Origin of the sequence: Sulfuricurvum sp. MLSB, from assembly GCF_000747095.1 — a bacterium.
GTDB lineage: Bacteria > Campylobacterota > Campylobacteria > Campylobacterales > Sulfurimonadaceae > Sulfuricurvum.
The window spans coordinates 3053-16470 of record NZ_JQGL01000018.1 but is presented as its reverse complement, the minus strand read 5'-3'; the positions used below and the strand labels follow the sequence as shown (position 1 = coordinate 16470).

Below are 13418 nucleotides of genomic sequence, written 5' to 3'. Positions count from 1 at the left end.
CCGTCTTCATCAAACACAACGTTCTCCAGCAATGCATTGCGGCGGATAGCGTTATAGATTTCAGGTTCGCTGTTGGGATCGAGATTGATGACTTTAGCGTAACATCCTCCCTCGAAATTGAAAACCCCTTCATCGTCCCATCCGTGTTCGTCATCACCGATCAATGCCCGTTTCGGATCAGTGGAAAGGGTAGTTTTTCCGGTTCCGCTCAGACCGAAGAACAAACACGTGTCACCCTCCGGCCCGACGTTAGCCGAGCAATGCATCGAAAGTTTTCCTTCGAGCGGGAGCCAGTAGTTCATCATCGAGAAGATCCCTTTTTTCATCTCGCCGCCATACCAGGTTCCTCCGATGATACAGAGGTTGTCTTCAACGCTGAAGAGAACGAACACTTCAGAATTCAGACCATGATTTTTCCATTGATCGTTTACCGCTTTACACGCATTGAGGACGGTAAAATCGGGGGCGAATCCTTCCAGCTCTTTGTCGGTCGGACGGATAAACATATTTTTAACGAAATGAGATTGCCATGCGATTTCAGAGACGAAACGGACAGAACGTTTGCTTGAAGCGCTGGACCCGCAGAAAACGTCGGTGATGTAAAGGTCTTTGTCGGAAAGCTGTTCGCGAGCCACGACGAGAAGTTCGTCAAATACCGCTTTGTCAATTTTTTTATTGACATCGCCCCACGCAATGTATTTATTGGAAGGGTCACGGTCGACGAAATATTTGTCTTTGGGACTACGACCGGTGAAAATGCCGGTATCGACCATCGTCGCGCCGTTGTTGGCAAGGTGGCATTCGCCGTTTGCTAGTTCATGCTCGATAAGTTCATCGTAACTGAGGTTGTGGAAAAGCTTTCCGGTATTTTTTATGCCTAACGTCTCAATTTCTGCGGAAATCATGGTATTGTTTTGCCTTTTTGGGTTCGTCGCCGTACTGTACGGAAACGAAAATTTGAAGCGAACCGCTCCATTTACGGGGCGAATTATACGCCTTTAAATTATAAACGAGAATTAAAGCAGGTATTTATTTGAATTGCGCCGCCAATTCAGTCAGAATTTTCGGGGCCAATGCTTCGGTACCGTTGTATTTTTGAAGCTTGACTCCGACATTATTCATGCTTTTGGCTGTATTCTTACACGCCATCTTGACGACAAGGTAATCGCAGTCTTCGATCGCTTCAGCCATCGTGTCGTGAGCGCGAATATGCTCTGCGTCATTTTCATCATGATCGCAGGTATGGGGAGCGTCATGATCGTGATGATCCTCTTCGCCGGCAACTTTCGGATTGGCGCGAAGCCCTTCAAGGGTAAAGCTTTTAAACATCCCGCCGCTTAGGTTAAAAACGGCAAAATAAGGGGTATGACCGGCATTTCCGGCCATTTTTAGACTTTCATCCATTACGGGGACGGCAATTTTCATGGTATTCTCCGACTTCTTTTTTGGCAATTATGCCACAGTGTTCTTTAACGGCAATCCAAATAACAATTTCATCAAATTTTGTTTAATTTAAACAATTTATAAGACAAAGGGGTTCATAATCGTCAACAGGGTTACAAGCGTAACACTATTATTTAAATGTAAAAGGAGTAAACCATGAAACGTTCTGGTTTTACTATGATTGAGTTGATCTTCGTGATCGTTATTTTGGGTATTTTGGCGGCGGTTGCTATTCCTCGTCTTGCGGCAACGCGTGATGATGCGACGATTTCTCGTATTTCGTCTGACGTTGCAACGGCAGTAACCGATTTCGGCGCCCGTTTTACGGCACAAGGAACATGGGCTGGCGATAATTTGGGTGACGTAACCAATGTTGCTTCATTCGCTGAAGCAGGGACTCTTGCATTGGCAGACGGTCAGGTATTGAATATTGTCGATGACAATAACGCCTCATGTATTACGTTTACTTTGAACGGTACGTTGGCAGACGGTAACCTTTCGGTTGCAAATGGAGCGGGTGCTTCACCGGTATGTGTCGGAGTACAAACGGCTGTAGCCGATTTGGTAACACGCAGTCCGCATATTTTCGGTGGAACCGCAGTACAACGCTAATATCTTCAACGTATTGCCTTCGGGCAATACATTAATTTGATTTTTGGGATTGGTTATCAATCGTAGAACTCAGAGTAATTAGGATAAAGATGAAACGTTTTGCATTTACGATGATCGAGCTGGTATTTGTGATCGTCGTATTGGGAATTTTGGCAGCCATTGCGATTCCGCGCCTTGCCGCAACACGGGATGATGCGGAGATTGCAAAAGGGCGGAGTGATGTCTCTGCAATTCGAGCAGCAATCGTAAGCGAACGTCAGGGTCGATTATTGCAAGGAAATACCGCTTTTATTGCAACTTTGGATGATGCTGATGAGGATGAAGAAGGAGAAACCTTATTTGATAATAATAATCTTCTAATGTATGGGATTACATCCGCGAATCGTAACGGACATTGGATGAAAAGCGGTCCCAACGCCTACGATTTTAAAATCATGGGAACCGACGTTACTTTTGACTATAATGCAACGACAGGGCGTTTTGATTGTACAAATGATGCTGATGACACGGAATGTGACTTATTGACAAATTAATTACCTTATAAGTATATCGGCTATAATGCCGTATTTCCTCATATGGGATTGTATGTTTTTCTATCAAATTGCCCTCCTGAATTCTCCTCTCGATTCCCTCACGTATCATTGCGATACTCCGCTTACAATCGGAGACAGCGTTGAAATAACCCTCTCTAACCGTTCGATGAACGGCGTTGTCGTCGAAGCGACCGATCGGCCTGATTTTCCGACACAGCCCATCATTGCCGTATCCGATCGTACGTATGCGACGTATCAGATCCGATCTGCGGTGTTTATGGCCGAATATTACGGTTGTTCGTTGGGCGAAGCACTGAATCTGTTTGTCGGATTCAAGAAGGCTGCGGGTGAACGTGTCGAGTCCTCCTATTTATATGCTCCCGTTAACGTAATCCTTTCCGAAAAACAATCCGAAGCGCTCGATTTTATCCGTTTGCATCCGGTTTCATTGCTGTTCGGCGATACGGGTGCGGGAAAAAGCGAAATCTACATGAAGCGGATGGACGAGGTTCTGGCCGAAGGAAAACGGTGCCTGCTGCTGCTCCCCGAAATATCCCTTACGCCTCAAATGGAAAAACGGTTTAAAAGCCATTTCGGCGAAGCGGTCGTGCTGTGGCATTCGAAGATGACTCCCAAACAAAAAAAAGAGGCATTGGAAAAAATCGACAGCGGCAGCGCGCGCATCGTGGCGGGGCCGCGATCGGCACTGTTTTTGCCTCTTGAGAAGTTGGGGCTGATCGTTGTCGACGAGGAACACGACGAAAGCTACAAATCATCGTCACGCCCCCGTTACAATGCGCGGGATATGGCGGTCTATATCGGAAAAGTTTTGCACATTCCGGTCGTACTCGGGAGTGCGACACCAAGCCTCTCCAGCTATGCCAAGTACCCCTTTTTTCGCCTGATGGGGGGGTATTTCGGCTCCGAGCGCAGCTTTGTGTTTGAGCCTTCCATTGAAACATTGAGTCCTGTCATCGATGATGCGGTTATTCAAAATGACCGTAATGGCCATCAAGGAATCGTGTTTATACCAACCCGCGCGAACTTTAAATATCTTGCGTGTGAAAGCTGCGGCTATACGGTCGAATGTCCCTTTTGCAGTGTCGGGATGAGCCTGCACAAAAATGCGCGTGCGCTCAAATGTCATTACTGTAATTACACCGAAATGCTTCCCAAAATATGTCCGAAATGTCAAAGCTCCCAGTTGGGGACGTCGCGGCTGGGGACGGCGGAAGCGGCCGAACATTTTGCGTCTCTTGCGGCGGATCTGCGGGTTGCGCAATTTGACCGCGACATCATCACGACCCAAAACAAACTGATCAAAACGCTCAAAGCGTTTAACCATCGAGAGATCGATCTGCTCGTCGGTACGCAGATGCTCTCCAAGGGGCATGATTATCACGATATTGCACTGGCGGTCGTCATGGGGATTGATAACCTGCTGGCACAGGCGGATTATCGGGCCAGAGAACGGGCCCTTTCGCTCCTCATCCAGATTGCGGGACGGAGCGGCCGAAAAGGATCGGCGACCGTTTTGGTGCAGAGTTTCAATGAGGTGTTTTTCCGCCGCTATCTGGGCGACTATGAGCTTTTTTTACGCGATGAGTTGAAACTGCGCGAAGGGCGTTATCCGCCGACGAAAAAACTGGCTCGGCTGCTGTACGCGCACAAAAACGGCCTCAAAGCAAAAGGGGAGATGGAAAAAGCGCTGGAAATGCTGCGGCGGATCGACACAATCGAGATTATGGGATTCGGAGCTTCTCCGATCGAGAAGATCGCCGATAAATACCGTTTTCAGATTTTGTTGCGAAGCGACAAAAGTACGGAACTGATCCGTGCGATCAAGAGCATTAAATCGTCGTTGTGCGAGATCGATATGGATCCCATCGAGTTTACGTAAAATTAACATCGAAGAAGCTACAATCACCTTATGATAAAACGCTATCCAACCAAACAGATATTTGTCGGAAACGTCGCGGTAGGCGGTGATGCGCCGATATCGGTGCAGTCGATGACCTATTCGCGCACCGCCGACGTTGCGGCAACGGTCGAGCAGATCAACCGTCTCCATTTTGCCGGGTGCGACATTGTTCGTGTCGCCGTTCCTGATGAAGAAGATGCATTGGCTCTAAAAGCGATCAAAGAGCAGATTTCGCTTCCGCTTGTCGCCGATATCCATTTCAATTACCGCCTTGCCCTGATTGCGGCCGAAGTGGTGGACTGTATTCGGATCAATCCGGGTAATATCGGAGAGAAAAACCGTGTTCGCGAAGTGGTAAAAGCGTGCCAGGAACGCAATATCCCGATCCGTATCGGCGTCAATGCGGGAAGTTTGGAAAAAGAGTTTGAACAGCGTTACGGGCAATCGGCAGAGGGGATGGTGGCTTCGGCCGAATACAACATCAAGTTTCTCGAAGATCTCGGTTTTACCGACATCAAGGTCTCACTCAAGGCGAGCGACGTTCAGCGCACCGTCGAAGCATACCGTCTTCTCCGTCCGAAAAATAACTATCCGTTCCATTTAGGGGTAACCGAGGCGGGGACGATGTTTCATGCGACGGTCAAAAGTGCGATCGGTCTTGGAACATTGCTGCTGGAAGGGATCGGCGATACGATGCGCGTCTCCATCACCGGAGAGCTCGAAGAAGAGATCAAAGTAGGCCGGGCCATCCTCAAAGACAGCGGCGTAGCCAAAGAGGGGCCGAACATCATCTCCTGCCCGACGTGCGGGCGTATAGAAGCCGATCTTGTCAGTGCGGTGAGCGTCATCGAAGCGAGGGTCAAGCACATCAAAAAGCCGCTTGATCTGTCGGTAATGGGATGCGTTGTCAATGCGATCGGCGAAGCCAAGCATGCCGACGTCGCCATCGCATACGGCAAAGGTTCGGGACTCGTGATGGTCAAGGGCGAAGTGGTCGCACGTCTCGAAGAGGATAAGCTGGTCGACCGGTTTGTCGAAGAGGTGGAAAAAATGGCGAAGGAAGAGGAATAATGGAAGAATCTTTATACAACCTTGCCTTTGAACGCTCCGTTCTCAGTTCGATTATTTTTGATCCGTCGCAGTTTGACGAATTCGAATCGGTACTGAGTGCGGAAGATTTTTACCTCTCGGCCCATCAGGAAATATACCGTGCGATGCTCTCTTTGTCGCATCGCGATCTTCCGATCGATGAAGAATTTATCAAAAAAGAGCTCAGCGGCAAAGGGCAGTTTGACGAACGGGTAATGGTCGAGATACTGACGGCCAATCCGATCGCCAACACCAAAGCCTACGTGCAGGAGATCAAAGACAAGGCAATCAAACGCAACCTCCTGACGCTAACAACCGAGATCAAGCGTGTGACGCTCGAAGAAGACCTTGTCGGAAGCGACGTTGTCGATATGGTCGAGAAAAAGCTTTACGAGATTACCCAGAGCTCTCAAGCGAATGATTTCAAGGATGCTCCGACGATCACCGATGAAACGATGGCCTACATCGAAGAGATGAAAGCCCGCGGCGATGCCGTTCTCGTCGGAGTCGACACGGGATATGCCGAACTGAACAAAATGACGACCGGTTTCGGAAAAGGGGATCTCGTCATCATCGCCGCCCGTCCGGCGATGGGGAAAACCTCCTTCGCCCTCAATATGGTTCAGAACCTCCTCGACAAAGGCAAAGGGGTCGCTTTTTTCTCGTTGGAGATGCCCGCAGAGCAGCTGATGCTGCGTCTTTTGAGCGTTCAAACGTCGATTCAGCTGCAACGACTTCGTGTCGGGGATATGAACCCCCAGGAGTACAAGCAGCTAAACGATGCGGTCGATAAGATGCGCCACTCCAAGCTGTTCGTCGACGATCACGGTTCGGTCAATATCCATCAGCTGCGTTCGAAACTCCGTAAGCTCAAATCCCGCCATCCCGAGATTGAACTGGCCGTCATCGACTACCTTCAGATCATGAACGGTACCGGAGGCAAAGATCGCCACTTGGAGGTCAGTGAAATCTCGCGGGGGCTGAAAATGCTGGCACGTGAGTTGGGGATTCCTATCGTAGCGCTATCTCAGCTCAATCGTAGCCTCGAATCGCGCGCCGATAAGCGTCCGATGCTCAGCGACATCCGTGAGTCGGGATCGATCGAGCAGGATGCCGATATCATCCTCTTTGTCTACCGTAACGACGTCTACCTCTACAAAGAGGAAAAAGAACGGGAAAAAGAGGCGATCGCTTCGGGTAAAGAGTTCATCTCCAAATACGTCGAAAAAGAGGAAGAAGAAGCCGAAATCATCATCGGTAAACAGCGTAACGGCCCGACGGGTCATGTGAAGCTGATGTTCCAGAAAAAATTCACCCGTTTCGTCGACCGTCCGACCTTTGGGGCGGCTCAGATCGTGTATGAAAATATCGATATGAAGAGCGCGACGATGGGAATCAACGAGGAAACGGTTTCGATGCCGGTGATCTAGATGAACAAACTCGAGCGGGTCGATCTTTTTGACGTCAAAAGCGGCGCGCTCTTTCTCCTTTTTCTCTTTTTTATCGCCTTTTTATCGCTTTCATGGGAACATTACCGGTACAAAGAGTTAACCCGTTTTGACGATCCGCTGGTTCGTGCCAGTGTGATCGATCAGGAAGTGCGGCTGATCGGCGATACCCCCAAAACATCCATAAAATTCCGTCTTGAAAACGGTGCGAACGTCCGATGTGCCATGAGCCCTTATCTGCGTGACCTTCGCGGGCGCGAGGTGCTGGTCGAGCTTCAGGTGCGAAACCTCACGTTTTTGGAGTATCTTAAGGGCTTTCGGACACGGGGGGTTATTGAGGAAGTCTATACCGTGCTCAGCCTCAAAGAACGGTGGTACCGTGTGATTGCCTCGACACATACGGATGCAACGATGCAGGAACTCTACGGGGCGCTCTTCGTTGCGACACCGATGTCTCAGGAATTTCAAGAACTCGTGGGGGCGATGGGGCTTAGCCATATTCTCTCCATCAGCGGATACCATTACGGGATTATCAGTCTGATCGCCTATTTTCTCCTGCGCAGGCCGTACCGATGGCTGCAAAGCCGCTATTTTCCGTATCGGCACGGAAACCGCGATTTATTTATCCTTGTCACCGGGCTGCTCTTCTTTTATTTGTGGGCGCTGGAGTTTAACCCTGCAATGGTACGGGCATTTGGTATGATTGCCGTGGGATACTGGCTCTATGACCGCGGGATCAAAATCGTCTCAATACAGACGCTGCTGATCGCGGTGGGGGTATTGCTCGCTTTTTTCCCGAAACTCTTTTTTGCGTTGGGGTTTTGGTTTTCGGCGTTCGGGGTTCTTTCGATCTTTATTTTTATCCGTCATTACGAGCACTGGAAGCCGTGGCAGATTTTTCTGGCATTGCACGTGTGGTGCTACCTTGTGCTGCTTCCCATATCGTTGGCCGTATTCGGTACGTTCGGATGGGCGCATATCGGCTCGATTCCGCTGGCACTGTTGTTTAACCTCTACTATCCGAGCGTGCTTGCGCTTCATTTTACCCCGTGGGCCGATTGGTATGATCCGTATTTGCTGAAGCTTTTCGAAGCGGGGGATGTGAACCGGGTCGTCATACCGATGTGGGCAGGGGTGCTTAGCATCGCATTGGCCGTTGCGGCGATGCGACGTAAAGAGGCGTTTTGGATGCTAGGAGTCGTGGGTTTCGCTGCGCTGGGAAGCGCGGTTTATCAGATAGCATAGTTTCATCCCGTAGATAACGATGATCCACGAGACGTAGATCCACAGAAAGAAAAAGATGAGCGACGAGAAAGAACCGTACATCGTTGAATAGGTCTGGTTTAGAAAAACGTATTGGATAAAACTGTTCTTGGCGATTCCCCATACGACTGCAACCACAAAAGAACTCACGGCGGCGGCTTTGGTCAAGACTTCGGCATTGATTGCAATTTTATAGATAACAAAAAAGATTCCCCACAGCAGTAAAAACGGAAAGATCGATAATACCGTGACAACCCATTCGCTCTCGTAAGATGACTGGATGTAGGCCCGAAGACTCATGGAAGCGATCAATACAATCGGTGTGAGGGTAATCAGGGTCCAGTAGGTCGTCACCGCATCCCAAAATCGTCGTTGTGGGGCTTTGTAAATCTTTTCGGCGATGTGCTCGAAATTTTGGAAAAAGAGCATCGAGGAGACGATCATCGTTGTGAAGCCGATCACACCGAGCTGGATGGAATTTTGGAAAAACGATTCAAGATATTTGGCGATTGCCTCGGTATTGACCGGCATGATATTTTCAAAGATAAAAATCTGGATTTTGGCGTACTGTTCTTCAAATACGGGGACGTTGGCGATCAGGCTGAGCGAAATGATCAGCAGCGGAACGACCGTAAAGATGGTGTAAAAGCTGAGACTGGAAGCATAGACCGTGATATCAGGGTCAAACAGAGCCAGAAAAAAACGCCGTATATGTCTCCATCCCGTTTTGATGTTCATCGGTTATTCAAGTCCCATCTTGGCCGGATTGAGGATGTTATTGGGATCGAATGCCCGTTTGATGGACTGAAACAGCGCCATCTCTTCGGGCGTAAATGCCATATGCATGTAAGGTGCTTTGGCCAGTCCGATGCCGTGCTCGCCGCTAAGTGTTCCTCCAAGGTCGATTGTCGCCTGAAACACTTCTTCAATCGCCGCATAGCCGATTTTGACCTGTTCGGGGTCTTTGCCGTCGACCATGACGTTCGTATGAACGTTGCCGTCTCCGGTGTGGCCGAAGCAGGGGATCTTGATGCTGTATTTGTCGGCGATAGCATAGAATTTTTCAAGCAGCGCGGGGAGTGCCGAACGCGGTACCGTAACGTCTTCGTTGATTTTTTTGGAACCGTAGACCGAAAGAGACTGGCTGGCATTGCGGCGGGCGAACCACAGATCGGAGGCTTCTTGTTTATCCTTGGCGATTTTGAACTCGCTGCATCCGTTTTCGCGAAAGACCTGTTCGATAACGTCCAGCTGGAAATCGAGGTCCTCTTCGAGGTTGCCGTCGACATCGGTGACGAGGATTGCTCCCGCGTCCACCGGAAGTCCTTTAGAATAGACCTGTTCGACCGCACGGATGGTGAGATTGTCCAAAAACTCCATCGCAACGGGAGTGACGCCGCTCGCCATCGTTTTATAGACGGCTTCCATCGCCGCGTTCACGGTCGGGAAAATACCCATAGCCGTTTTGGTCATTTTGGGTTTTGAGAGGAGTTTCAAGGTCACTTCGGTCGTGACGGCAAGCGTCCCTTCCGACGCGATCAGGATTCCGGCGATGTTATATCCGGCCACGTCTTTGATCGTCCGTTTTCCCGCTTTAATGATGTCTCCGTTGGGGAGAACGGCGCGGATCGCCATGACGTAGTCTTTGGTGATGCCGTATTTGGCCGCCCGCATTCCGCCCGCATTCTCGCTGACGTTTCCGCCGATCGTGGAATATTCCTGACTGGCCGGATCGGGCGGATAAAACAATCCTACCTCTTCAACGGCACGCTGGAGTTCCATGTTGACGACGCCGGGTTGGACGATGGCAACCATGTTTTGCATGTCGATTTCGAGAATTTTGTTCATATGCTTTTCAAACGCCAGAACGATGCCGCCCGATGCGGGGAGAGCCCCTCCGGTGAAACCGCTGCCGGCGCCGCGCGGTACGATGACGATGCGGTGTTCGTTGCAGTATTTCAAAATGTCGCTCACATCCTGCTCATGACGTGGGAAAAGGACGGCATCGGGTTCAAACCGTTCGCGCGTCGCATCATACGAATAGGCGATAAGGTGGGCTTTGTCGCTGTAAACGTTTTCTGTTCCCAGCAGGGTGTTAAAAAAATCGATGGCGCTTGGTGAGAGCATCGTTATTCCTTGAGATCAAAATTGCGCAATAGTGCGCTTTTATCACTAAATTTTGCTTTGTACAACTCATATAACTCGCGGTTTTTTGAATTGTTTAAAGCGATCTCTTCGAGATAATGCTCTTCATAGTTATCCATCCGTGAGCTTCCCTCGCCGAACCATGCGGCCCGGATTGTCGGGATACGTGAATAAAACGGCGTCATTCCCTGTTCCGAAGAAGCGACAGACGGAGCGTGCTGAAGGAGGGTAAAGCTTTTGCAATCGAGGGTGAAGAGGGTATTGGCGCTTTGGACGTAAAGAAGGCCGACCGAATTAGCGGTGCAATAGCGGTGAAAATCTTCCGTTGTCGGCGTAGGGTGCCCTTCGCGAGAAAGATAGGCGGCAAAATTGTCAGGGTGTACCCATTCGATCATAGGCAAGCCTTTGGCAATCGTATCGTAAGCATCGTCGTTCGGGGCGATCAAAAGAGCTCTGGAATAGTCGTAGGCCAATACTGCGGTATCGGAGGCTCTGGGCGTCCAGTTGCCGCTTGGAAGGGAGTCCTGACGTATACCGTCGTATTCGCTGAGTCGCAAGATGGCACGGTTGTTGGCCGAATTGACTTGCTCGACAACCGCGTTGGCAATGATCGTATTGTGGGTTGCGTCCAGCTGTCGAACGATAAATCCGCTCATACCGGTTTGCAGATGTTTTGCCGTAACGGCTGCGCGGCCGTCTTGCACATCGAGCAAAGGGGTGGAGATGGGCGAAGCGCTGAGCGCGCCAAAAGTGATCAGGGTAAGAAGCCAGATGCGCATCATGGTAACCTTTTGATAGAGTAAGTGAGGGTGATTATAGCCTAAGGAGTCTTTGTAAATGGAATTTTTGCTATTATTTATTTCTTTTTTCCCTCTGCACGGAAGCAGGGGATGCAGTTTGACGAAGGATGAGAATGGGTCGGTTTTTTGCGTTGTTATTGTTGCCCATGCTCCTTTTCGGTGCAGTTGTTAAACCGTTTAAGTGGAAAGACGGAGAGAGTTTTTTGAGTTTTCTGGAGCGCAAAAAACTCCCTCTTTCGGTCTATTACAAGATGGATAAAGAAGACCAGAAATTGACGGAGGATATCCCTTATAACGCCAATTGTCAGATGCTGGTCGACCAAAAAAAGATTATTCGCCAGATCCTGATTCCGGTCAATGACGAACTGCAGCTGCAGATCTATTACGTGCCTAAAAAAGGGTACAAGATGAAAGTCGTTCCGATTGTCAGCGAAGAGTTCAAAGAGATTTTATATCTGCCGCTTCAAACGATTCCGTATGACGATATTCTGAAAACGACCGGATCGAAAAACCTTGCATCGGTGTTTGTCAAAATGTTCAAAGGAAGGGTGAATTTCCGCAAAGGGATTAAAAAAGGGGACCCTATTGTCATGGTCTATACCCAAAAATACCGCTTGGGGAAACCTTTTTCAATGCCGGAAGTGCATGGAGCCATGATTGAAGTCGGGGGAAAACGCTACGCGGTCTACCGTCATAAAGACGGCCGTTTTTACGATGAAAAAGGAGCTCAGTTTGAAAAGTTCATCTTTAAACTCCCTATGCGCAATCCGCGTATAACATCGCGCTTTACGAAAAGCCGGTTTCACCCGGTACTCAAACGCTATCGCGCCCATCTTGGAGTCGATTTCGGGGCTCGCCCCGGTACGCCGATCCTCTCTACGGGCGATGGCCGGGTCAGTTTCGCGGGGTACTCGCGCGGTTACGGTAAGACGATCAAAATTCGCCATACAGACGGTTTGACAAGCCTCTATGCGCACCAAAAATCGTTTAAGTCGGGTGTGAGGTCGGGTTCCAAAATCAAGCAGGGACAGATTATCGGCTACGTCGGATCGACAGGACTTTCTTCGGGACCGCATCTGCATTTCGGGATGTACCGCGGCAGCACTCCTATCGATCCGCTCAGCGTTATGAAGAAAAAAACCGAAGGTTTCACCGGAAAAGAGCGCAAAGCGTTTCTCGCGATTCGGGATAAAATGGACCGCACCTTTAAAGAGGCGCTTCGTAAAAAGACGCCTCGAAAACCATATTTCGATTTTCATGAAACCTATTACGTTGACAGTGAGACCTTCAAGCCCAAACCGTTTTAAAGGGGTTCAAAGCGATGATCCAAGATATCACGATATTGCCGTGTGAAAAATCCGACTACGTTAAACCCAAAAGAATCGCTTACCGCCAAGACGGTATTTCCAAAACATGGGACATGGTCGAAGTGCACGACAGCGTGGCGATACTGCTGTACCATGAAGAGCATGATTCGCTGATCGTCGTACGGCAATTCCGTCCTCCTGTGTATCTTAAAAACGGCAATGGATACACGTACGAGCTGTGTGCCGGCATTGTCGACAAGGACAAACCGCTTGTAAAAATCGCGCATGAAGAGATACTTGAAGAGTGCGGGTATGACGTGCCGCTTGAGAACATTGAACGACTTACGTCGTTTTACACGGCGGTCGGTTTTGCCGGATCGGTGCAGACGCTTTATTATGCCCGGGTAAACGAAGCAATGCGGGTGAATGACGGGGGAGGAATCGATGTGGAAGCAATCGAAGTGATCGAGATTCCGGTCTGTGACGCAAAGGATTTTGCTATGGATGAAACAAAGGCAAAAACGCCGGGGTTGATGTTCGGTTTCGGGTGGTTTTTCGAGAATAAACGGTAGTCATTCCCCCGGAAGGGGAAAAGATTAGAATTTGTAGCTGAGGGTCGCGTAGAAGTTACGGCCCGGTTCGTTGAGGACGAGAGGCTGTGCCCCTTCCATAATCGTGGTCAGTCCGATATAACTGTTGCTGACCGCATACGTTCGGTCAAAAAAGTTATTGATACCGGCAGTAAGGGAGAATCCGTTGCCGAAATCGGTGCCGTATTTGAGGTTGAGGAGGCCGTAACCGCCGATAGCCTGTTCCCCGTTGTTTTCATCGTATGTCTGATGTCTTGTGGCGATCCA

13 protein-coding genes and 1 pseudogene are annotated in these 13418 nt (G+C 49.5%); 8 read left to right on the top strand and 6 right to left on the bottom strand.

Going from position 1 to position 13418, the window contains the following annotated elements; genetic code table 11:
- Both JU82_RS02510 and JU82_RS02505 read right to left on the bottom strand, forming a co-directional pair.
- Nucleotides 1-905: phosphoenolpyruvate carboxykinase (ATP) (locus JU82_RS02510; RefSeq protein WP_037946135.1), on the bottom strand; the 905-nt coding region annotated here is incomplete at its 3' end.
- A 124-nt stretch (nucleotides 906-1029) separates the two neighbouring features.
- Nucleotides 1030-1425 (bottom strand): hypothetical protein, encoded by a 396-nt coding sequence (locus tag JU82_RS02505; protein ID WP_037946133.1) that lies wholly within the window; start codon nucleotides 1423-1425, stop codon nucleotides 1030-1032.
- 174 nt (nucleotides 1426-1599) lie between these two features.
- Here JU82_RS02505 and JU82_RS02500 point away from each other — a divergent pair, with 174 nt between their 5' ends.
- The 6 genes from JU82_RS02500 to JU82_RS02475 all read left to right on the top strand — a co-directional run bounded on the left by JU82_RS02500 (nucleotide 1600) and on the right by JU82_RS02475 (nucleotide 8291).
- Nucleotides 1600-2055 (top strand): prepilin-type N-terminal cleavage/methylation domain-containing protein, encoded by a 456-nt coding sequence (locus tag JU82_RS02500; protein ID WP_294892021.1) that lies wholly within the window; start codon nucleotides 1600-1602, stop codon nucleotides 2053-2055.
- 89 nt (nucleotides 2056-2144) lie between these two features.
- Nucleotides 2145-2588, top strand: coding sequence for a type II secretion system protein (locus JU82_RS02495; protein WP_294892020.1), 444 nt, complete (start codon nucleotides 2145-2147; stop codon nucleotides 2586-2588).
- Nucleotides 2589-2640: 52 nt separating this feature from the next.
- Nucleotides 2641-4488, top strand: coding sequence for a primosomal protein N' (locus JU82_RS02490; protein WP_037946129.1), 1848 nt, complete (start codon nucleotides 2641-2643; stop codon nucleotides 4486-4488).
- 30 nt (nucleotides 4489-4518) lie between these two features.
- The gene (ispG, locus tag JU82_RS02485; protein WP_037946127.1) at nucleotides 4519-5580 is read left to right on the top strand and encodes a flavodoxin-dependent (E)-4-hydroxy-3-methylbut-2-enyl-diphosphate synthase; all 1062 of its coding nucleotides are present in this window, start codon (nucleotides 4519-4521) and stop codon (nucleotides 5578-5580) included.
- A complete protein-coding gene (locus JU82_RS02480) occupies nucleotides 5580-7028 on the top strand; it encodes a replicative DNA helicase (RefSeq protein WP_037946125.1) in 1449 nt (482 codons plus the stop codon). The genes ispG and JU82_RS02480 overlap by 1 nt, the downstream gene beginning before the upstream one ends.
- Nucleotides 7029-8291 (top strand): ComEC/Rec2 family competence protein, encoded by a 1263-nt coding sequence (locus JU82_RS02475; protein ID WP_037946123.1) that lies wholly within the window; start codon nucleotides 7029-7031, stop codon nucleotides 8289-8291.
- On the opposite strand, the gene JU82_RS02470 is transcribed toward JU82_RS02475, so the two are convergent.
- Genes JU82_RS02470 through JU82_RS02460 form a run of 3 tightly spaced genes read right to left on the bottom strand, consistent with a single transcriptional unit; the run spans nucleotide 8238 to nucleotide 11233 of the window.
- Nucleotides 8238-9047 (bottom strand): YihY family inner membrane protein, encoded by an 810-nt coding sequence (locus JU82_RS02470; RefSeq protein ID WP_037946121.1) that lies wholly within the window; start codon nucleotides 9045-9047, stop codon nucleotides 8238-8240. The two genes, JU82_RS02475 and JU82_RS02470, sit on opposite strands and share 54 nt — an antisense overlap.
- Before the next feature lie 3 nt (nucleotides 9048-9050).
- Nucleotides 9051-10436 carry an FAD-linked oxidase C-terminal domain-containing protein gene (locus JU82_RS02465; RefSeq protein WP_037946119.1) on the bottom strand — a complete coding sequence of 462 codons (1386 nt, stop codon included), beginning with the start codon at nucleotides 10434-10436 and terminating at the stop codon, nucleotides 9051-9053.
- Nucleotides 10437-10438: 2 nt separating this feature from the next.
- On the bottom strand, nucleotides 10439-11233 hold the full coding sequence (locus JU82_RS02460; protein WP_037946116.1) for a plasminogen-binding N-terminal domain-containing protein: 795 nt from the start codon (nucleotides 11231-11233) through the stop codon (nucleotides 10439-10441).
- 134 nt (nucleotides 11234-11367) lie between these two features.
- Here JU82_RS02460 and JU82_RS02455 point away from each other — a divergent pair, with 134 nt between their 5' ends.
- Nucleotides 11368-12561: a peptidoglycan DD-metalloendopeptidase family protein gene (locus tag JU82_RS02455; protein ID WP_294892019.1), complete on the top strand. Its 1194-nt coding sequence runs from the start codon at nucleotides 11368-11370 to the stop codon at nucleotides 12559-12561.
- A gap of 14 nt (nucleotides 12562-12575) precedes the next feature.
- Nucleotides 12576-13133, top strand: coding sequence for an NUDIX hydrolase (locus tag JU82_RS02450; protein WP_037946114.1), 558 nt, complete (start codon nucleotides 12576-12578; stop codon nucleotides 13131-13133).
- Nucleotides 13134-13157: 24 nt separating this feature from the next.
- Here JU82_RS02450 and JU82_RS11595 read toward each other — a convergent pair.
- Nucleotides 13158-13418 (bottom strand): annotated as a pseudogene (locus JU82_RS11595) (TonB-dependent receptor); the annotation flags it as partial.

What these genes read in the sequence shown, in the direction of transcription:
- JU82_RS02490 (WP_037946129.1), top strand. Translation starts at nt 2,641, where the DNA reads ATGTTTTTCTATCAAATTGCCCTCCTGAATTCTCCTCTCGATTCCCTC.
- JU82_RS02495 (WP_294892020.1), top strand. Translation starts at nt 2,145, where the DNA reads ATGAAACGTTTTGCATTTACGATGATCGAGCTGGTATTTGTGATCGTC.
- JU82_RS02480 (WP_037946125.1), top strand. Translation starts at nt 5,580, where the DNA reads ATGGAAGAATCTTTATACAACCTTGCCTTTGAACGCTCCGTTCTCAGT.
- JU82_RS02505 (WP_037946133.1), bottom strand. Translation starts at nt 1,425, where the DNA reads ATGAAAATTGCCGTCCCCGTAATGGATGAAAGTCTAAAAATGGCCGGA.
- JU82_RS02500 (WP_294892021.1), top strand. Translation starts at nt 1,600, where the DNA reads ATGAAACGTTCTGGTTTTACTATGATTGAGTTGATCTTCGTGATCGTT.
- ispG (WP_037946127.1), top strand. Translation starts at nt 4,519, where the DNA reads ATGATAAAACGCTATCCAACCAAACAGATATTTGTCGGAAACGTCGCG.
- JU82_RS02455 (WP_294892019.1), top strand. Translation starts at nt 11,368, where the DNA reads ATGGGTCGGTTTTTTGCGTTGTTATTGTTGCCCATGCTCCTTTTCGGT.
- JU82_RS02460 (WP_037946116.1), bottom strand. Translation starts at nt 11,233, where the DNA reads ATGCGCATCTGGCTTCTTACCCTGATCACTTTTGGCGCGCTCAGCGCT.
- JU82_RS02465 (WP_037946119.1), bottom strand. Translation starts at nt 10,436, where the DNA reads ATGCTCTCACCAAGCGCCATCGATTTTTTTAACACCCTGCTGGGAACA.
- JU82_RS02450 (WP_037946114.1), top strand. Translation starts at nt 12,576, where the DNA reads ATGATCCAAGATATCACGATATTGCCGTGTGAAAAATCCGACTACGTT.
- JU82_RS02470 (WP_037946121.1), bottom strand. Translation starts at nt 9,047, where the DNA reads ATGAACATCAAAACGGGATGGAGACATATACGGCGTTTTTTTCTGGCT.
- JU82_RS02475 (WP_037946123.1), top strand. Translation starts at nt 7,029, where the DNA reads ATGAACAAACTCGAGCGGGTCGATCTTTTTGACGTCAAAAGCGGCGCG.